Source organism: Novosphingobium bradum (genome assembly GCF_042646485.1).
In the GTDB taxonomy this organism is placed as follows: domain Bacteria; phylum Pseudomonadota; class Alphaproteobacteria; order Sphingomonadales; family Sphingomonadaceae; genus Novosphingobium; species Novosphingobium bradum.
Map to the genome: position 1 here is coordinate 740656 of NZ_JBHRTQ010000007.1, position 18638 is coordinate 759293.

18 protein-coding genes and 1 tRNA gene are annotated in these 18638 nt (G+C 68.8%); 15 read left to right on the top strand and 4 right to left on the bottom strand.

The genetic code is table 11. The features are described from left to right. Positions 1-23: 23 nt before the first annotated feature. The 3 genes from ACFOD9_RS09395 to ACFOD9_RS09405 form a co-directional block, all read right to left on the bottom strand. The gene (locus tag ACFOD9_RS09395; RefSeq protein ID WP_379509824.1) at positions 24-371 is read right to left on the bottom strand and encodes a PilZ domain-containing protein; all 348 of its coding nucleotides are present in this window, start codon (positions 369-371) and stop codon (positions 24-26) included. Positions 372-430: 59 nt separating this feature from the next. Then, positions 431-1426, bottom strand: a complete 996-nt coding sequence (locus ACFOD9_RS09400) for a sensor histidine kinase (RefSeq protein WP_379509825.1) — start codon at positions 1424-1426, stop codon at positions 431-433. Positions 1427-1579: 153 nt separating this feature from the next. Then, positions 1580-1669 (bottom strand) — tRNA-Ser (locus ACFOD9_RS09405). A gap of 131 nt (positions 1670-1800) precedes the next feature. Here ACFOD9_RS09405 and ACFOD9_RS09410 point away from each other — a divergent pair. The 10 genes from ACFOD9_RS09410 (at position 1801) to mazG (ending at position 11118) form a co-directional block, all read left to right on the top strand. Further along, a complete protein-coding gene (locus ACFOD9_RS09410; RefSeq protein WP_379509826.1) occupies positions 1801-2895 on the top strand; it encodes a lytic murein transglycosylase in 1095 nt (364 codons plus the stop codon). Next, complete coding sequence (locus ACFOD9_RS09415) at positions 2879-3925, top strand: SPOR domain-containing protein (RefSeq protein WP_379509827.1); 1047 nt, start codon at positions 2879-2881, stop codon at positions 3923-3925. The genes ACFOD9_RS09410 and ACFOD9_RS09415 overlap by 17 nt, the downstream gene beginning before the upstream one ends. A gap of 61 nt (positions 3926-3986) precedes the next feature. Continuing rightward, positions 3987-5174: a D-alanyl-D-alanine carboxypeptidase family protein gene (locus ACFOD9_RS09420; RefSeq protein ID WP_379509828.1), complete on the top strand. Its 1188-nt coding sequence runs from the start codon at positions 3987-3989 to the stop codon at positions 5172-5174. After that, positions 5174-5815, top strand: coding sequence for a dTMP kinase (tmk, locus tag ACFOD9_RS09425; RefSeq protein WP_379509829.1), 642 nt, complete (start codon positions 5174-5176; stop codon positions 5813-5815). The genes ACFOD9_RS09420 and tmk overlap by 1 nt, the downstream gene beginning before the upstream one ends. Continuing rightward, positions 5812-6780, top strand: a complete 969-nt coding sequence (locus tag ACFOD9_RS09430) for an AAA family ATPase (protein ID WP_379509830.1) — start codon at positions 5812-5814, stop codon at positions 6778-6780. The genes tmk and ACFOD9_RS09430 overlap by 4 nt, the downstream gene beginning before the upstream one ends. A gap of 19 nt (positions 6781-6799) precedes the next feature. Further along, the gene (metG, locus tag ACFOD9_RS09435) at positions 6800-8365 is read left to right on the top strand and encodes a methionine--tRNA ligase (RefSeq protein ID WP_379509831.1); all 1566 of its coding nucleotides are present in this window, start codon (positions 6800-6802) and stop codon (positions 8363-8365) included. Next, positions 8365-9168 (top strand): TatD family hydrolase, encoded by an 804-nt coding sequence (locus tag ACFOD9_RS09440; protein ID WP_379509832.1) that lies wholly within the window; start codon positions 8365-8367, stop codon positions 9166-9168. The genes metG and ACFOD9_RS09440 overlap by 1 nt, the downstream gene beginning before the upstream one ends. After that, the gene (locus ACFOD9_RS09445; RefSeq protein ID WP_379509833.1) at positions 9165-9947 is read left to right on the top strand and encodes an MBL fold metallo-hydrolase; all 783 of its coding nucleotides are present in this window, start codon (positions 9165-9167) and stop codon (positions 9945-9947) included. Before ACFOD9_RS09440 ends, ACFOD9_RS09445 begins: the two co-directional genes overlap by 4 nt. Then, complete coding sequence (locus ACFOD9_RS09450; RefSeq protein WP_379509834.1) at positions 9925-10146, top strand: hypothetical protein; 222 nt, start codon at positions 9925-9927, stop codon at positions 10144-10146. Before ACFOD9_RS09445 ends, ACFOD9_RS09450 begins: the two co-directional genes overlap by 23 nt. A 210-nt stretch (positions 10147-10356) precedes the next feature. Further along, a complete protein-coding gene (gene mazG / locus ACFOD9_RS09455) occupies positions 10357-11118 on the top strand; it encodes a nucleoside triphosphate pyrophosphohydrolase (protein ID WP_379509975.1) in 762 nt (253 codons plus the stop codon). A 19-nt stretch (positions 11119-11137) separates the two neighbouring features. Here mazG and ACFOD9_RS09460 read toward each other — a convergent pair whose 3' ends face one another. After that, positions 11138-12196, bottom strand: a complete 1059-nt coding sequence (locus tag ACFOD9_RS09460; protein ID WP_379509835.1) for a bifunctional transcriptional activator/DNA repair enzyme AdaA — start codon at positions 12194-12196, stop codon at positions 11138-11140. Positions 12197-12293: 97 nt separating this feature from the next. On the opposite strand from ACFOD9_RS09460, the gene ACFOD9_RS09465 reads away from it, so the two are divergent. From ACFOD9_RS09465 to atpD, 5 genes are all read left to right on the top strand, one after another. Then, positions 12294-13859, top strand: a complete 1566-nt coding sequence (locus tag ACFOD9_RS09465; RefSeq protein ID WP_379509836.1) for a S1C family serine protease — start codon at positions 12294-12296, stop codon at positions 13857-13859. Positions 13860-14131: 272 nt separating this feature from the next. Then, positions 14132-14686, top strand: a complete 555-nt coding sequence (locus ACFOD9_RS09470) for a F0F1 ATP synthase subunit delta (protein ID WP_379509837.1) — start codon at positions 14132-14134, stop codon at positions 14684-14686. Between the two features lie 12 nt (positions 14687-14698). Then, the gene (gene atpA, locus ACFOD9_RS09475) at positions 14699-16228 is read left to right on the top strand and encodes a F0F1 ATP synthase subunit alpha (RefSeq protein ID WP_379509838.1); all 1530 of its coding nucleotides are present in this window, start codon (positions 14699-14701) and stop codon (positions 16226-16228) included. A 58-nt stretch (positions 16229-16286) separates the two neighbouring features. Then, positions 16287-17159, top strand: coding sequence for a F0F1 ATP synthase subunit gamma (locus ACFOD9_RS09480; RefSeq protein ID WP_379509839.1), 873 nt, complete (start codon positions 16287-16289; stop codon positions 17157-17159). Between the two features lie 29 nt (positions 17160-17188). After that, positions 17189-18634: a F0F1 ATP synthase subunit beta gene (gene atpD / locus ACFOD9_RS09485; RefSeq protein WP_379509840.1), complete on the top strand. Its 1446-nt coding sequence runs from the start codon at positions 17189-17191 to the stop codon at positions 18632-18634. Positions 18635-18638: the final 4 nt, after the last annotated feature.

Genomic DNA, 18638 nt, shown 5'->3' on the forward strand with positions numbered 1-18638 from the left:
CGGCCATTTCCGCACACGACGGATTACGCCGACCACATCTGTGCGGGCAGGCCACCGGGACCGGAATTGGCCTGGCGCACGATGTGGTCGAACACGGCCGGATGCAGGCGCTGCTCGAATTCGCAGCCTATCGTCGCGCCGCTGCGCCAGCGGATATTGGCCTTGAGCGCTTGCAGGCCGGGGATCCGCAGCCACATCCCGCGGGTCAGGTCCAGCGCCGGCAGCCAGACGATGCAGAACCCGGTTTCCGACAGGTTGAGCAGGCGGCTGCGCGCCCAGGGGCGCTGGCCCTGGCGGATGTCGCAGGGGAGGGTAAGCGGAGCACGCCGCGCCCGCACCCGATGCCGTTCGGTCCCGGTCCTGCCCGCCATCTCGGTCACGCTGCGCCCGCCATTCCCCTTGTCGGCAAGGGATTGCTAGCAGGGCCTGGTTAAGTGGCCGTATACGATGCGGCCGCAGTCTCGCCATTGAGTTTCATCCGGCAGACGAGGCCGGCCGGGTTCCAGTCGAACGCCACTTCGGCAAGGCCGCCATGCGGGCGCAGGAGCCGCGAGCCCATCCCGCGCTTTACGGGCGGGATGACCGAGGGGCCGCCGTCCTCGCGCCATTCAAGCCCGATGAGCCCGGCGCCAAGCACCTGCCAGGTGATCGCCACCGTTCCGGCGGCGGCGGACAGCGCCCCGTACTTCACCGCATTGGTGGCCAGTTCGTGCAAGGCCATGACCAGCGCCATGGCGGTGGCCTTGTGCAGCCGGCAATCCGGCCCCGACCGGCGGATGCGTCCGTCATCGAAGGGGGCGGTCGCGGTGGCGACCAGCTCGCCCAGGCCAGCGCTGTCAATCGCCCCGTGGCGCAGCAGGTCGCTGGCCTTGCCATAGGCCTCGAGCCGGCCAACGAGATTGGCATGGTAGGTGGCCGCATCCTCGCCGGGGGCCGGCCTGCGCCCGATCAGCGCGCGCAGCACCTGCCGGGCATTGCGGGCGCGATGCTGCAATTCGGCGTTGAAGGCCTCGGCCTGGTCGATATGCGCCTCGCTTTCCAGCAGGAGCTGGCGAACGAAGGCGCCGACGACGACCACAATGCTCACCGTCAGGCAATAGAGCAGGAACATCGCCACCCGCACCGGCGTTTCGGCCATGTGCAGCGGGTCGATGGAGAACAGGAACCGGGCGATGAGCAGCGAGGCCACCGCGCTCAGCACGGCATAGCGCCCGCCCAGCAGCAGGGCCGAGACCAGCACCACCGGATAGAAGGTGAGGAACGGCACGCCCATGGCGCCTTGATCGAGCGCCCAGCGCACGATCGTCGCAAGGGCCAGCCAGGCCAGGGTCAGCGCGAGCTTGCGGGCAGGGCTGCGCTGACGCAGGATCAGGCGGCTGAGGCGATCACGCCAGCGCGATGGCGGTTCTTGCGTGATGCCTGGCACGATGCTCCGTCCGAATCCCTGCCGACACCCGCGCCCGGCGCCGCGATGGGCCGCGATCGCGCAGGTTCGTCCCTGCGCGACTTCGTAATGGTTTTCAGCGGTTTGTCGAGCATGGTTGGCGCATGGTCCAGCCTGCGCCCAAAGCCATCGCGCTGGCGGACAGGGTGGGATTCGAACCCACGGTGAGCTTGCGCCCACGGCGGTTTTCAAGACCGCTGCCTTAAACCACTCGGCCACCTGTCCGCACTGCGAGGCAAGTCGCCGCTAGCGCCGCACGGCGGATTTGTCACGCCTTGTCGCTCGCCAGGGATGAGCCGTGCAAACATGGCCCGCGCGGGATTCCCATGGCCCTTGCCCTGTGCAAAGGTGCCGCCATGCAGTCATCATTCCGGTTCGTGCGTCTCCTGGGTGCCTCGCTTGCCTCGCTGGTGCTGGTCGCCGGGCCATCGCAGGGCCAGGTCGAGCGCGATCCGGGTGTCCCCGGCCCGGCGGCACCGGCCGAAACGGCCGCGCCCGGCGAGGAGGCGGGGTTCCAGGGCTATCTCCAGTTGCTCGCCGCCCGGGCGCGCGGCGATGGGGTGCGCGAATCGACCATCGCGGCGATGACCGCCGGGCTGACCTTCAATCCCCGGGTGATCGCACTCGATCGGTCGCAGCCCGGATCGTCCGCCACCAGTTCCGCCGCGCCGGCCTTCGCGCCCTATCGCCGCACCCATGTCGATGCGGCGCGCATCGCGGGCGGGCGGCAGATGCGCGCCGCCGTCGCCGATCTTGCCCCCGGGATCGAGGCGCGGTTCGGCGTGCCCGTGCCGATCCTCCTGGCGATCTGGGGGCACGAGACCAATTACGGGCGCTATACCGGCGATTTCGACCTTGCCCGCTCGCTTGCCACCCTGGCCTATGAAGGGCGCCGGCGCGAGCTGTTCGCCGATGAATTCGTCGCCGTGCTCAAGATGGCCGACCAGGGGACGCCGCGCGAACGGCTCAAGGGCTCGTGGGCCGGGGCTTTCGGCAATCCGCAGTTCCTGCCCTCGATGTACCTGCGCCTCGCGGTCGACGGCGATGGCGATGGCGATCGTGATATCTGGCACAGCCGCGCCGATACCCTGGCCTCGATCGCCAACTATTTCCGCGATGCCGGCTGGCGGGCCGGGCAGCCCTGGGGCGTGCCGGCGCTGGTCCCGGCCGGCTTCGCGCGCGGCGCGGTGACCTCGCGGCTGACCGCGCCCGATTGCCCTCGGGTCCATGCCCGCCATGCCCGCTGGCTGACCGTGGCCGAATGGCGCGCGCGCGGCGTGCAGACCCTGGCGCCAATCGGCGACACGGTCATGGCCACCCTGCTCGAACCGGATGGGCCGGGGCAGACCGCCTACCTGTTAACCGGGAATTATCGGGTCATCCTCGAATATAACTGCTCGAACTACTACGCACTGTCCGTGGGGTTGCTTGCAGATGAGATTGCCCGTTGACCGTCCGAGCGCGCTCGGCCTGATTGCCCTTGCGCTGGCTGCCGGCGGGATCGGGGCGCTTGCCGCCCCCTTGCTGGCCCGCGCCCCGGCGCCCGCGCCGCTGGCCCCCAGCGGCCCGGCGGCCGACTATCCGATGGTGCTGGGCGCGCCGTTCACGGTTGATGGGGTGACCTATAGCCCGTCCGATACGATGAATTACGACCAGGTCGGCTATGCCGTGGCGGAGGCCGGGGCGGGGGCAGGGGCAGGGGCGGAAGCCGGCCCCGGCATTTCGCTGGCCCACCGCACCCTGCCGCTGCCCAGCTACGTTGAGGTCACCTCGCTCAGGACCGGGCGGACCATCCTCGCCCGGGTCGAACGGCGCGGGCCGATGACCGGGCACGACCTGGTGGCGCTGTCGGCAGGAGCCGCGGTCCAGCTTGGCGCCGATGGTCGCACCCCGGTGCGGGTGCGCCGGGTCAATCCGCCGGAGATGGAGCGTGCCCTGCTGCGCGCCCGCCAGACCGCGCCGCTCCGCATGGATACGCCGATGTCGCTGGTGAACGTGCTCCTGCGAAAGCTGGATCCGGCGCTGGTGCCGCCGCCGGTGGCTCCGCCCGAAACGCCGGTGGCCGCCGCACCCTCAGCGGCGATCGCCGCGAAGCCGGCGAATGCCCAACCAGCGGTCGCGGCCAAACCGACGGTGGCCGCTCCCAGGGCGCCCGCCACGCCCGCCCCGAAGCTCGCTGGCACGGCTACGGCCTCGCCCCGGACTGGGCCGATTCCCCAACCTGCCCCGAAGCCGACTGCCCAGCCGGCCGCCAAGCCAGCCCCCGGCAAACCGGGCGCCCTGGTGGTCCAGGTAGGCGCCTTCTCCACCCACGAGAGGGCGGAAAAGGCCGCACGGCAGGTTGGCGGCACGGTCACCCCGGCGGGCAAGCTGTTCCGCGTCCGCATCGCCGGGCTGGGCGGGCAGGCCGAGGCCGCCGGTGCCCTCGCCAAGGCGCGGGGGGCGGGCTATAGCGATGCCCGAATCCAGCGGGCCGACTGACTGACGCCACATCCGGCGCAAGCTCTGGTCAGCCTCTGCCTGAGGTTGGGACCGGACGCACTTGAAAAGCCTGCCGTTTATTCTGACGAGTGCCGCCCTGGCCGTCGCCCTGCCGCTCTCGGCCAGCGCGCCGCTGGCGGTTGACCAGGCGGCCCTGGCCGATCCGCGCAATCCGCCCGCCGCACTGGCCCCGATCCCCGTGGCCCTGCTGGTCGATCTCGGCTCGGGCCAGACGCTCTATGCCAAGGAGCCAGATCGCCGGTTCATGCCCGCGTCGATCACCAAGGTGATGACGCTGTATGTCGCCTTCGAGCTGATCGCCCGAGGGCAATTGCACGAGGCGCAAACCTTCCGGATGAGCGCGGAGGCCTGGAAGCATTGGCATTCGGTCGGTTCGACCATGTTCCTCGACCGCGAGCATGACGTTTCGGTGCACGATTTGCTGATGGGCATCGCCAATGTTTCGGCCAACGATGGCTGCGTGGTCCTGGCCGAAGGGGCGGCCGGAAGCGTGGCCAACTGGGTGGCCCTGATGAATGCCGAGGCCCGTCGCATTGGCATGACCAACAGCCACTACGGCACGCCCAACGGCTGGATGGACGAAGGGCAGACCTATGTCACCGCCCGCGACCTTGCCACCCTGGGCGCGGCGATGATCCGCCGCCATCCCGATCTCTACCATCGTTATGTCGGCCACGAGACCGCCACCTGGAACGGGATCACCCAGCACAACCACGATCCGATCCTGGGCAAGCTGGAAGGGGCCGACGGGATCAAGACCGGCTTCACCAACCAGGCCGGCTACGGCTTCCTCGGTTCCGCGATCCGCAACGGGCGGCGGCTCGTCATGGTGATCGGCGGTGCCGACCGCCACCAGGATCGCGCCCGCGCCGCCGCCGACCTGATGGACTGGGGCTTTGCCGCCTTCGACAGCCGGCCCCTGTTCGCCGCCGGAACCACGGTGGGCAGCGCCCGGGTTCAGGATGGCGAGGCACGCTCGGTGCCGCTGGTCGCCCCGGCCGCCTATTCCGCCGCCAGCCCGCGCGGGCTGCGCCAGCCCGTCGCGCTCAGGCTCGTCTATGACGGGCCGCTGCCCGCGCCGATCCGCAAGGGCGATGCCGTGGCCGCGCTGGAAATCCGGGTGGGGCAGGGCGCGCCCGAACGGGTGCCGCTGGTGGCCGGGGCCGACGTGGCCAGGGCCGGCCCCTGGCGGCGGCTGCTCAACGGCCTGGCGGGGCTAGTCTCGTGATGGAACAGGGGCGGTTCATCGCCTTTGAAGGCGGCGAGGGGGCGGGCAAGTCCACCCAGGCGCGGCTGCTGGCCGAGGCGCTGCGCGCCGCCGGCCGCGAGGTCGTCGTCACCCGCGAGCCGGGTGGCACGGCGGGGGCCGAGGCGATCCGCAAGCTGCTGCTCGACACCGCCGGCCCGAATGTGGAAGACGGGGGCTGGTTGCCTCGGGCCGAGGCGCTGTTGTTCGCGGCGGCCCGCTCCGACCATGTCGAGCGGCTGATCCGCCCGGCCCTGGCGGCGGGGCAATGGGTGGTCTGCGACCGGTTCCTCGATTCGAGCCGAGCCTACCAGGGCGGAGGCGGGGGGCTGGCCGATGCCGACCTGCTGGATCTCCACCGCGTCGGCAGTCTTGGCCTGCTGCCCGATCTCACCCTGCTGATCGAGGTCAGCCCCGAGGAAGCTGCCGCCCGGATCGCCCACCGCGATGGCGACGAGGCCGATCGCATCGGCGGGCGACCGGCGGAATACCACGCCCGCGTCGGCGCGGCCTTCCGCGGCCTGGCCGCGCAGGATCCGGGCCGCTTCGCCGTGATCGACGGCAATGGCCCGCGCGAGGCAACCCAGGCGGCGATCCTTGCCGCGGTGGAGCGCCTGGCATGACCCTGCTCGGCCACGATCTTGTCGGCCATGGGGAAGCCTGGCGCGAATGGCGCGGGGCCATGGCTTCGGGCCGGATGCACCATGCCTGGATTCTCGCTGGCAAGCAGGGGTTGGGCAAGGCGCTGTTCGCCCGGGCCGCCGCGCGCGAACTGGTGGCCGAGGCCGGCGTGCCCCAGCCCGACCATCACCCCGACGTGCTCGAACTCGCCCCGCTTCCCGCCAATGACGAGGAGCAGAAGAAGAAGGACGAGGGCCGCCCCTACCAGACCAAGCGCAACATCTCGGTCGATCAGGTGCGCGCCATCCAGCACCGGCTGACCACCCGGCCGACCCTGGGCGAGCGCCGCGCGATCATCATCGACCCGGCCGACGACATGGAGAAGGGCGCGGTCAACGCCCTGCTCAAGAGCCTGGAGGAACCGCCGGCCGGAACCTTCTTCCTGCTGGTCGCCCACCGCCCGGGCCGCCTCCTGCCCACGATCCGCTCACGCTGCCGCACCGTGCGCTTCCCCGCGCTGCCCGATGCCGACGTCGCCCGGGTGGTGAGCGGCGCCGCCCCCCAGGCCGACAGCGCCACCCGCGCGGCCGCCGTTGCCGCGGCCGAAGGCTCGCCCGGCGCCGCGCTAGGCTTCGTCGAACAGGAGCTTGGTCCGGTTCATGGCCTGATGGAGCGGCTGGTCGGGGAAGGGGATCCCCAGTTCACCCTGCGCGGCGCGCTCGCCAGCGAAATCGGCGCGCGGCCCGATCGGCCCCGCCTGCTCGCCACGCTGGACCTGGCGCGGGCCGTGCTGGCGGCGCGCCTGGCCGTTGCAAGCCCGTTGCAGCGCCTTCGCGTGATCGATGCCCATGCCGCGCTGGCCACGCTCAGCGCGCAGGTTCCCACCTACAACTATGATGCGGGCTTGCTGGCGATGGAAATCGGCGGGTTGCTCGCCTCGGCGGCACTGCCTAGAGAGGCCGCCTGATTTCCTTGACTGGCGGACCATGGCCGAACCCTTTTATCTTACCACCGCGATCTCCTATCCCAACGGCAAGCCGCATATCGGCCACGCCTACGAGGCGATCGCCGCCGATGTGATCGCGCGGTTCCAGCGCCTGTCCGGCCGCGACGTGCGCTTCCAGACCGGGACCGACGAACACGGCCTGAAGATGGCCCAGAAGGCCCGCGACCTGGGCGTTTCCCCGCAGCAGCTTGCCGATGAAATGTCGCAATATTTCATTGATATGTGCGATGCCTTGAACGTCAGTTATGACGTCTTCATCCGCACCACCGAGCCGCGCCACCACGCGTCCACCCAGGAGCTGTGGCGGCGGATGGAGGCCAAGGGCGATCTCTATCTCGATCGCTACGAAGGCTGGTACTCGGTCCGCGACGAGGCCTATTACGACGAGAGCGAACTTGTCGCCGGGGAAGGGGGCGAAAAGCTTTCCCCGCAAGGCACGCCGGTGGAATGGACGGTCGAGGAAAGCTGGTTCTTCCGCCTGTCGAACTATGCCGAGCCGCTGCTGGCGCTCTACCGCGACCATCCCGAATTTCTCCAGCCCGACAGCCGCCGCAACGAGATCATGCGCTTCGTCGAAGGCGGCCTGCGCGATCTTTCGGTGTCGCGCACCAGCTTCGACTGGGGGATCAAGGTTCCCGGCAGCGATGCCCATGTCATGTACGTGTGGGTAGATGCGCTGACCAACTACCTGACCGGGCTTGGTTTTCCGGACGAGGGCGGACACTTTGCCAAGTGGTGGCCGGCCGATCTGCACCTGATCGGCAAGGACATCGTGCGGTTCCACTCGGTCTACTGGCCAGCCTTCCTGATGAGCGCGGGGCTTGCATTGCCCAAGCAGGTCTATGGCCATGGGTTCCTGCTCAACCGGGGCCAGAAGGAATCGAAGTCGCTCGGCAACGTCACCGATCCGCTGGCCCTGGCCGAGCGGTTCGGCGTTGATACCCTGCGTTATTTCCTGATGCGCGAGGTCGCCTTCGGGCAGGACGGGTCCTATTCGCCCGAAGCGATCGTGACCCGCGCCAATGCCGAACTGGCGAACAGCTTCGGCAACCTGGTTCAGCGGGTTTGTTCCATGATCTTCAAGAACATGGATGGCAAACTTGTCGGGTTCACCCAGGTGGATGCCGATGCAGCGCTGCTGACCCAGGTGCGCGATGCCTGCGCGGTCGAACTGCCGCGCGAATTCGCCGCGCTCAATTTCTCGGTGGGCATCGAGGCGTGGATGCGCGGCGTCTTCGCCTGCAACGCCTATATCGACGAGCAGGCGCCCTGGGGGTTGAAAAAGACCGATCCGGAACGGATGGGGGCCGTGCTGCTGACCCTGTTCATGGCTATCCGCGACCTCACCATCGCAATCTCGCCCGTTGTGCCAACGGCAGCGGGCAAGGTGTTGGACCAGCTAGGTATTCCGTCGGACGAGCGCGATCTTTCGGCGCTGGCGGACGCGGGCTGGTATGCCCGCCGCGTGGCCACGGGTGAGCCGCTGGGCACGCCGGTCCCGGCCTTTCCGCGGCTGGAGCTGCCGGCGGAGGAAGACCCGGCCTGATGCTCGTCGATTCGCACTGCCACCTCAATTACAAGGGCCTGGTCGAGGACCAGCAGGGCGTGCTCGAACGGGCGCGCGCGGCAGGGGTGGGAGCCTTCCTCAACATCTCCACGCGCCAGCGCGAATGGGCCGATGTCGTCGGCGTGGCCGAGCGCGAGGCCGACGTCTGGGCCAGCGTGGGCATCCATCCCCACGAGGCCGACGACCATGCCGATCTGGGCGCCGCGGCACTGCTGGCGGCAGCGGATCATCCCCGGGTGATCGCCATCGGAGAAACCGGGCTCGACTACTACTACGACCATTCCGATCGGCAGGTGCAGCAGGCCTTGTTCCGGGTCCATGTGGCCGCGGCCCGCGAAACCGGGCTGCCGCTGATCGTCCATACCCGCGATGCCGAGGACGACACCGCGCGGATCCTGCGCGAGGAGATGGCTGCCGGCGCCTTTCCGGCCTTGATCCACTGCTTCACCGCTTCGGCCGATTTTGCCCGGGCCATGCTGGACCTCGGCCTGACGATCTCGCTCTCCGGGATCGTGACATTCAAGAATGCCAAGGACTTGCAGGAGATTGCCAAGGTGATCCCGGAGGATCGCTTGCTGGTCGAGACCGATGCGCCATTCCTGGCGCCGGTGCCGCATCGCGGGCGCCCGTGCGAGCCGGCTTTCGTGGCCGATACGGCCCGGTTCGTGGCGGACCTGCGGGGGATCAGCCCCGAAGCGCTGGCCAGGGCGACCACGGCCAATTTCGCGCGGCTGTTCAAGAAAGCGGGCCTGGAGGGCGCTATCCTGGAGGGGGCGGCGTGAAGCTGATCATGCTGGGCTCGGGCACCTCCACCGGGGTGCCGCGGATCGGCGGGCCGGACGGGCGCGGCGACTGGGGTGAATGCGATCCGGCCGAGCCGCGCAATCGTCGCAGCCGGGTGTCGATCGTGGTGGAAAGCGCGGCGGGATCGCGTCTGCTGGTCGATACCACGCCGGACCTTCGCAGCCAGTTGCTGGCCAACGGCATCTATCAGGTCGACGCCGTTTTCTGGACTCACGATCACGCCGATCACACCCACGGCATCGATGACCTCAGGCCCATGCGCTATGGCCGCGGCGGGCCGTTGCCCGGCTATGGGCACGAGGAAACTGTGCGGCGGCTGCGGAACCGCTTCGGCTATGTCTTTGCCGGGCAGCACGGCTATTCCACGATCTGCTCGATCGAGCCGCTGGACCGGCTGCGGATGTGCGCCGGGTTTGGCGTGGCCTGGTGCCAGATGGAGCACGGGCCGGCGCAGAGCACCGCTTATCGTTTCGAGGCTGACGGAAAATCAATTGGTTACGCAACGGACTTCAGCGCGATCAACCGCGACATGGTGGACCTGTTCAGCGGCGCCGATATTCTCGTGATTGACTGCCTCAAGCGCGAGCCGCATCCGACCCACGCACACCTCGCCATGGCGCTCGAATTGGCCGAGGCTTCGCGGGCCAGTTTGGCGGTGCTGACCCACATGGACCGGTCGATGGACTATGCGACGGTCAGCGGGGAAATTCCCGGGCACGTGCTCGTCGGTTACGATGGGCTGGTACTGGAAGCTTGAGGCGATGGTGGGCGGCGTGATGGATGGGGATCGGATCGTTGCCTTGCTCGGAGTGGTCATGGCCATGGTTCTGGTCAGTGGCAGCGTCCGGGTGCGTGCGCTGACAACGCGGCAGCGATGGTTGATCGGCGCGCTCTGGGCCGTGATCTTCGGCGTTGTGGCCGGTCTGGCCGGACTTCTGGGCCGGGGAAGTCCGTGAGGGAGCGCCGGCCTTGGGCATGGCTTGACTTTACATAATATATATTATCACTCCAATGGATCGGTTTCGATGAGCGCCAATCACCGCCCCCCTGCCGAGTCCCCCGTCGAGCCTCCCGCAGGATCACCGGCAGATCCGCCGATCGCGCCATCAGCCACTCTCGCCCCCACTGGTGACCAGCGACCGCCGTCCGGTGGAGATGAGCCGGCGCTGGCGCGCCTGCTGGGGATCATGGCCCGACTGCGTGATCCGCAGCGCGGTTGCGAATGGGACCTGGCCCAGACCTTCGCCACGATCGCGCCCTACACGATCGAGGAAGCCTACGAAGTGGCCGATGCGATCCAGCGCGACGACATGGCAGCGCTGAAGGATGAACTGGGCGACCTGCTGCTCCAGGTGGTGTTTCATGCGCGGATGGCCGAGGAATCCGGCCTGTTCGCCTTCGCCGACGTCGCCGCCGCGATTGCCGACAAGATGGAGGCGCGCCATCCCCACGTGTTTGGCGATACTCCGGGAGCCGAACCGGACCGTGAATCACGCTGGGAGAAGCTCAAGGCCCAGGAACGCGCAGCCAAGGGGGCAACCAGCGCGCTCGACGGGGTGGCCCTGGCCCTGCCCGCGCTGATGCGCGCGGAGAAGTTGCAGAAGCGCGCGGCGCGGGTCGGCTTCGACTGGGACGATTTCAGCGGCCCAGCCGACAAGGTGCGCGAGGAACTTCAGGAACTGGCCGAGGCCGGATCGAACGCGGAGCGGTTTGCCGAAGCGGGCGACCTGCTGTTTGCCGCGGTCAACGCGGTGCGCGCGCTGGGGATCGCCCCGGAAGAGGCGCTGCGCGCAGCCAATGTCAAATTCGAGCGTCGTTTCAAGAGGATGGAAGCCATTTCTGAGGCTGAAGGCGAGGTATTCGCCGAACTGCCGCTGGGGCGCCAGGAAGCGCTGTGGCAACAGGTGAAGGCTGGCGAGCGCGACTGAACCCGGACTGGCGCGGAGCCTAGCTGATGCCCTTCTCCCGCTCCAACAACTCGCGCTTGCGCTCCTCGCCCCAGGCATAGCCGCCGGGATCGCCATTGGCGCGGATCACCCGGTGGCAGGGGATCAGCACGGCGACCGGGTTGGCGCCATTGGCCGAGCCGGCGGCGCGCACGGCAGCAGGGTGGCCAGCGGCGGCGGCAAGCTGGGCATAGCTGCGGGTTTCGCCTGGCGGGATCGCGCGCAGGGCTTGCCAGACCTTTTCCTGGAAGGCGGTGCCGCGCACGTCGAGCGGGATCGCAGCCCCCGTGCCCGGCACTTCCACCGCCGCGACCACTTCGCCCAGCATCTGCGCGAAATCGGCCCCGCCCACAACCAGCAGGGCGCGCGGGAAGCGGCGGGCGAGGTCCTCGCCGGTCTCGTCGAAGGCGAGGCGGCAGACGCCCTTGTCGGTGGCGGCGACCAGCATGGCGCCAAGGCTGGTGGGTACGACCGCCCAGCGGATCGTGACCCCTTCCCCGCCGCGGTTCCACGCCGATGGCGCCATGCCGAGCCGGCTGCCGGCGCCGGCATAGAAGCGGGACGGCCCGGAATAGCCGGCGGCGTAGATCGCATCGGTGACCCGCGCCTCGCAGGAGAGCGCGCCGGCGGCGCGATCGGCGGCCAGCGCGCGGGCATAGGCGGCCGGGGAAAGCCCGGTGGCGCGGGTGAACAGGCGCTGGAAATGGCCGGCGGAATAGCCGGCGGCGGCTGCCAATTGGCCGAGCACCGGCCGCGCGCCCGCCTTGATCGCCGCCACGGCCGCGAGGACCGCCTCCTCGTCGCGGGCGACCTGGTCGGGCAGGCAGCGGCGGCAGGGCCGCAGCCCTGCGGCCCGGGCGGCCGCGCCGTCGGCAAAGAAGCGGACGTTGGCCCGAGCCGGGTGGCGGGCGGCGCAGGACGGGCGGCAATAGATTCCGGTGGACAGGACGCCGGTCACGAACCGCCCGTCGAACGCCCGGTCGCGGGCGCGCACGGCATCCCAGGCCTCGTCGGGATCGATGGAAACGGGAGGGATCGGCAGGGGCATGGGCATAGTCATGGCAGGGCTCCGCTCGCCGGTGAAGCCCTGCCATGCCGGTGGGCGGCGCGCGTCCCGCCGCTTGCGGTCAAACGCCCCGATGGGCTAGGCCGCGCGGGTGAAGCGGATCGTCGCCCTGCCCGCCCTGCTGCTGGCCCTGTTGCTGGCCCTGCCCCTGGCACTCCTGCCGGTACGCGCGGGCGCGGACCCGACCGATATCGCCGCGGCCTCGCGCTCGGTGGTCCGGGTAGTGCTGATCTCGCGCACGGCTTCGGGGGTTTCGCTGATCGGCCATGGCTCGGGCTTCGTCGTCGCCCCGGACCTGGTGGTGACCAATGCCCACGTGGTGGCGCCGCTGGCCGAGGATTCCAATATGCGCGCGGGGATCGTGCCCTCGCAGGGGCGCAGCGGCTATTTCGCCAAGGTCGTCGCCTTTTCCCCGCGCAACGACCTGGCCCTGCTGCGCCTGACCGAAAAGGGCGCGCTGGTTCCGGCCACCCTGTTCACCGGCGCGGTCACCGATGGCGAGGACGTCTATGCGGTGGGCTATCCCGGCAATGTCGACCAGGCCCAGGGGCTGAACCCGGCCGACCTGATGAGCCCGGTCGCCCCGGTCAAGACTCGCGGGGCGGTTTCGGCCGGGCGGACCAGCAAGGGCTTCGAGACGATCCTCCACACCGCGCCGATCGGTTCGGGCAATTCGGGCGGGCCGCTGCTGGATTCCTGCGGACGGGTGATCGGGGCCAACTCGTTCGGCACCACGTCGGACACCAGCGCCGATTCGGAGTTTTACTTCGCCATCTCGATGCGCGAGATCATGCGCTTCCTGACCAATGCCGGGGTCAACGTGCGCGCCACCGGCGAGCCGTGCCGCAGCCTGGCCGATCTCGACGCCGCCGAGCGCGAGCGCCAGGCCGGGGCGCGGGCGCTTTCGGAAGAGCAGCAGCGCGCCAACGACGCAAAGGCAAGCGCGGCGCTCCAGGCGGCCACCCGTCAGGCCGAGATGGAAGTGATCGCCTCGCGCGAGAATCACCTGGCGCTGGCCGGGCTGGCCCTGCTGCTGGCCCTGGCGACCGGAGCCACGGCAATCTGGCTGGGGCCGCAGCGCCGCCTGCGCGAGCGCAAGGCCGCGATCGTCGCCACGGCCCTGCTGCTGGTCCTGTCGCCGATCGCCTGGTTCACCCGGCCATCGATCGCCGGGATCGACGAACGCGCGCACGAGATCGTCGCCGCCGCGAGCGAGGCCGCCGCCCCCCGGGCCAGCGCCGCGCCGCCGGCCGAGGCGGCTTACATCTGCGTATTCAATCCCCAGCGCAGCCGGGTCACCGTCTCGGAAACGGCCGACGTGCCGCTGAACTGGAGCCCGGATGGCTGCGTCAACGGGCGCACCCAGTATGGCCTGGGGGCCGAGGGCTGGTCGAAGGTGCTGGCCCCGGGCAGCGAGGATTCGGTGACCATCGCCGCCTTCGATCCGGCGACCCGCACCTATCGCCAGGATCGTTACCTGCTGGACATGGAGACCATGGCCAGGGTCCGCGCCGAGCGGGGCAAGTACCCGGCCCCGGCCTGCGGCGCCGGCGAGCCGGAGGCGCGCAAGCTGGGCGATGCCCAGGCCGCCCTGCGCGCCCTGCTGCCGGCGCAGCCCAACGAGCGGATGATCTTCGACTGCCATCCAGCGCCATAGGGGCGGCCGGGGCAACAAGCTCGAATCTGTTGGCCGGCCCAAACAGGGGCAGCTCGGCAGAAAACCGGGCAAACCACCCGTGCGGCCCGCGCCGCATGGACGGAAAATGCCCGGAATTCCCTTGCTTCGGGCAAGTCGTCCCCATGCCTTGCATCTGCGGGATTTCATTGCTAGGCGCGGCGGCGTCGACAGGGGGGCTGCCTTTCGCGCTGCCCGCTTCTGGCGATCACCCGGTTCGTTCAGCCACACGGACAAAGAAGGATACGACGCGCGTGGACACTTCCAGCGGCATTACTGCCAGCCTACAAGGGCGCTACGCCGCGGCGCTCTTCGAGCTCGCGCGGGAGCAGAACCTTGTTGCCGCCGTGGAAGGCGATCTCGACAATCTCGGCCAGGCGCTGGTCGCCTCGTCGGATTTCGGCGCCCTCATCCGCAACCCCAAGGTCAGCCGCGAAGCCGCCGCCTCGGCGATGGACGGCGTGGCCGGCGTGCTCGGGCTCTCGGCCCTCACGAAGAACTTCCTCGGCGTTCTCGCCGGCAACCGCCGCCTGGCGGCGCTGCCCGAGATCGTTCGCGCCTTCGCCGCGATCGCCGCGGCCGAGCGTGGTGAAGTCACCGCCGAAGTCACCAGCGCCCACCCGCTGGCCGACGATCAGCTGGCCGCCCTTGCTGCCAAGCTGCAGGCGCGCGAAGGCCGCGCCGTCAAGCTCAAGGCGAGCGTCGACCCGGACCTCCTGGGCGGCCTCGTCGTCCGCATCGGGTCCACCCAGATCGACAGCTCGATCCGCACCCGTCTCAATTCCCTTGCCCAGGCCATGAAGGGCTAAGAAAGGCATACCATGGATATCCGCGCCGCAGAAATTTCGAAGGTCATCAAGGACCAGATCGCCAGTTTCGGCACCGAGGCCCAGGTCTCGGAAGTCGGCACCGTGCTTTCGGTCGGTGACGGCATCGCCCGCATCCATGGGCTGGACAAGGTCCAGGCCGGTGAAATGGTCGAATTCGCCAATGGCGTGAAGGGCATGGCCCTCAACCTCGAAGCCGACAACGTCGGCGTCGTGATCTTCGGCTCGGACGCCGAGATCAAGGAAGGCGACACCGTCAAGCGCACCGAGACCATCGTCGACGTGCCGGTCGGCAAGGGTCTGCTCGGCCGCGTCGTCGACGCGCTCGGCAACCCGATCGACGGCAAGGGTCCGATCGTTGACGCCGTGCGCCAGCGCGTGGAAGTCAAGGCTCCGGGCATCATTCCCCGCAAGTCGGTGCACGAACCGGTGCAGACCGGCCTCAAGGCGATCGACGCCCTGGTGCCCGTCGGCCGTGGCCAGCGCGAGCTGATCATCGGTGACCGCCAGACCGGCAAGACCGCGATCGCGATCGACACCTTCATCAACCAGAAGGAAGCCAACGCCGGCACGGATGAGAGCAAGAAGCTCTACTGCATCTATGTCGCCGTCGGCCAGAAGCGCTCGACCGTGGCGCAGATCGTCCGCCAGCTCGAAGAGAACGGCGCGATGGAATACTCCATCGTGGTGGCCGCGACCGCTTCGGAACCGGCTCCGCTCCAGTACCTCGCCCCCTACACCGGCGCGACCATGGGCGAGTTCTTCCGCGACAACGGAATGCACGCCGTCATCGTCTACGACGACCTTTCCAAGCAGGCCGTCGCCTACCGCCAGATGTCGCTCCTCCTGCGTCGCCCGCCGGGCCGCGAAGCCTATCCGGGCGACGTGTTCTATCTCCACAGCCGCCTCCTCGAGCGCGCCGCGAAGATGAACGACGACAACGGCGGCGGCAGCCTCACCGCGCTTCCGGTCATCGAGACCCAGGCCGGTGACGTTTCGGCCTACATTCCGACCAACGTGATCTCGATCACCGACGGCCAGATCTTCCTTGAAACCGGCCTGTTCTACCAGGGCGTCCGCCCGGCGATCAACGTCGGCCTCTCGGTCTCCCGCGTCGGCGGCGCGGCCCAGACCAAGGCGATGAAGAAGGTGGCCGGCTCGATCAAGCTGGAGCTGGCGCAGTACCGCGAAATGGCGGCCTTCGCCCAGTTCGGTTCGGACCTCGACGCCTCGACCCAGAAGTTGCTGAACCGCGGCGCGCGCCTGACCGAGCTGCTCAAGCAGAAGCAGTTCAGCCCGCTCGCCTTCGAGGAGCAGACCGTTTCGATCTTCGCCGGCACCAACGGCTACCTCGACGCCGTCGCGGTCAACCGGGTGACCGAGTATGAAGCCGAGATGCTCAGCTTCATGCACGACAAGCACGCCGACGTGCTGGGCCTGATCCGCGACACCAAGGACTTCGGCGACGAAGCCAAGGCCAAGACCGTCGCGGCGCTCGATGCCTTCGCCAAGCAGTTCGCCTGAGCTTTTTGAGACTTGCGCCACCCCGGTCCGCCGGGGTGGCAGCTATTAGGGAGCCGTCATGGCCTCGCTGAAGGAACTCAAGGGCCGGATCAACTCGGTCAAGTCGACCCAGAAGATCACCAAGGCCAAGCAGATGGTCGCGGCGGCCAAGCTGCGTAAGGCGCAGGCGACCGCCGAGGCCGCCCGCCCCTATGCCGAGCGGCTGGCCAAGGTCATGGGCAGCCTCGCCTCGCGCGTGGCTGGCCAGGACAATGCGCCCAAGCTGCTGCGCGGCACCGGTTCGGATGCCCGCCACCTGATGGTGGTGGTCAACACCGACAAGGGCCTGTGCGGCGGCCTGAACTCGAACATCGTCAAGGAGGCCCGCACCCAGGCCCGGGCGCTGATCGCGGCCGGCAAGCAGGTGACCTTCTACCTGGTTGGCAAGAAGGGTCGCGCGCCGCTCAAGCGCGATTTCCCCGATGGCATCACGGCCGGATATGACACCAGCACCGTGCGTAACCCCGGTTTCGCCGAGGCCGAGGCTATCGCGCGCGAACTGGTGGCGATGTTCGATGCCGGCAAGTTCGATGTCGCGCACCTGGTCTATCCGGTGTTCAAGTCGGCCCTCGCCCAGGATCCGGTGACCGTGCAGATCCTGCCCGTCCCCGCCCCGGCCGCGGCCGATACGTCTGGCGCCACCGTGGAATACGAGCCTGGCGAGGAGGAAATCCTCGAGGACCTGCTGCCGCGCTACGTCAAGACCCAGCTGTTCGGCGCCCTGCTTGAGCGCGACGCTTCGGAACAGGGCGCGTCGATGACCGCCATGGACAACGCGACGCGCAATGCGGGCGAGCTGATCAACAAGCTCACCATCCAGTACAACCGCAGCCGCCAGGCCGCGATCACCACCGAACTCATCGAAATCATCGCCGGCGCGGAAGCGCTCTGAGCTGACTGATTAAAGGCAAGGATACGAAAATGGCTACCGCAGCTACCGCAACCGGCAAGATCAGCCAGGTCATCGGCGCCGTCGTCGACGTGACCTTCGACGGCGAACTGCCGGCGATCCTCTCGGCCCTCGAGACCGACAACAACGGCAACCGCCTGGTCCTCGAGGTTGCCCAGCACCTCGGCGAGAACACGGTTCGCACCATCGCCATGGACGCGACCGACGGCCTGACCCGCGGCCAGCCCGTGACCGACACCGGCGCGCAGATCTCGGTGCCGGTCGGCCCCAAGACCCTTGGGCGCATTCTCAACGTCATCGGCGAGCCGATCGACGAGCGCGGCCCGGTCGGCAGCGACCTCAAGGCGCCGATTCACGCCAAGGCTCCGGAATTCGTCGACCAGTCGACCGAAGCGGCCATCCTGGTCACCGGCATCAAGGTCATCGACCTTCTCGCCCCCTATGCGCGCGGCGGCAAGATCGGCCTGTTCGGCGGCGCGGGCGTCGGCAAGACCGTCCTCATCCAGGAGCTGATCAACAACATCGCCAAGGGCCACGGCGGCGTCTCGGTCTTCGCGGGCGTCGGCGAACGCACCCGTGAAGGCAACGACCTTTACCACGAGTTCCTCGACGCCGGCGTTATCGCCAAGGACGCCGACGGCAACCCGACCCCTGATGGTTCCAAGGTCGCGCTCGTTTTCGGCCAGATGAACGAGCCCCCGGGCGCCCGCGCCCGCGTTGCGCTCTCGGGCCTGACCATGGCCGAGTACTTCCGCGACCAGGAAGGCCAGGACGTGCTGTTCTTCGTCGACAACATCTTCCGCTTCACCCAGGCCGGTTCGGAAGTGTCGGCGCTGCTGGGTCGTATTCCTTCGGCCGTGGGCTACCAGCCGACCCTGTCGACCGACATGGGCGCGCTGCAGGAACGCATCACCTCGACCACCAAGGGCTCGATCACCTCGGTCCAGGCGATTTACGTTCCCGCGGACGACCTTACCGACCCCGCGCCGGCCACCTCGTTCGCCCACCTCGACGCGACGACCACGCTGAACCGCGCGATCTCGGAGCTTGGCATCTACCCGGCGGTCGACCCGCTCGACTCCACCAGCCGCGTGCTGACCCCGGCCGTCGTCGGCCAGGAGCACTACGACACCGCCCGCCGCGTCCAGGAGACGCTGCAGAAGTACAAGTCGCTGCAGGACATCATCGCCATTCTCGGCATGGACGAACTGTCGGAAGAGGATAAGCTCACCGTCGCCCGCGCCCGCAAGATCCAGCGCTTCCTGTCGCAGCCGTTCCACGTGGCAGAAGTGTTCACCGGCATCTCGGGCAAGTTCGTCCAGGTCGAAGACACGGTCCGCTCGTTCAAGGCTGTGGTCGACGGCGAATACGACCACCTGCCCGAAGCGGCCTTCTACATGGTTGGCGGCATCGACGAGGCGGTCGAGAAGGCCAAGAAGCTGGCCGAAGAGGCCTGATGAC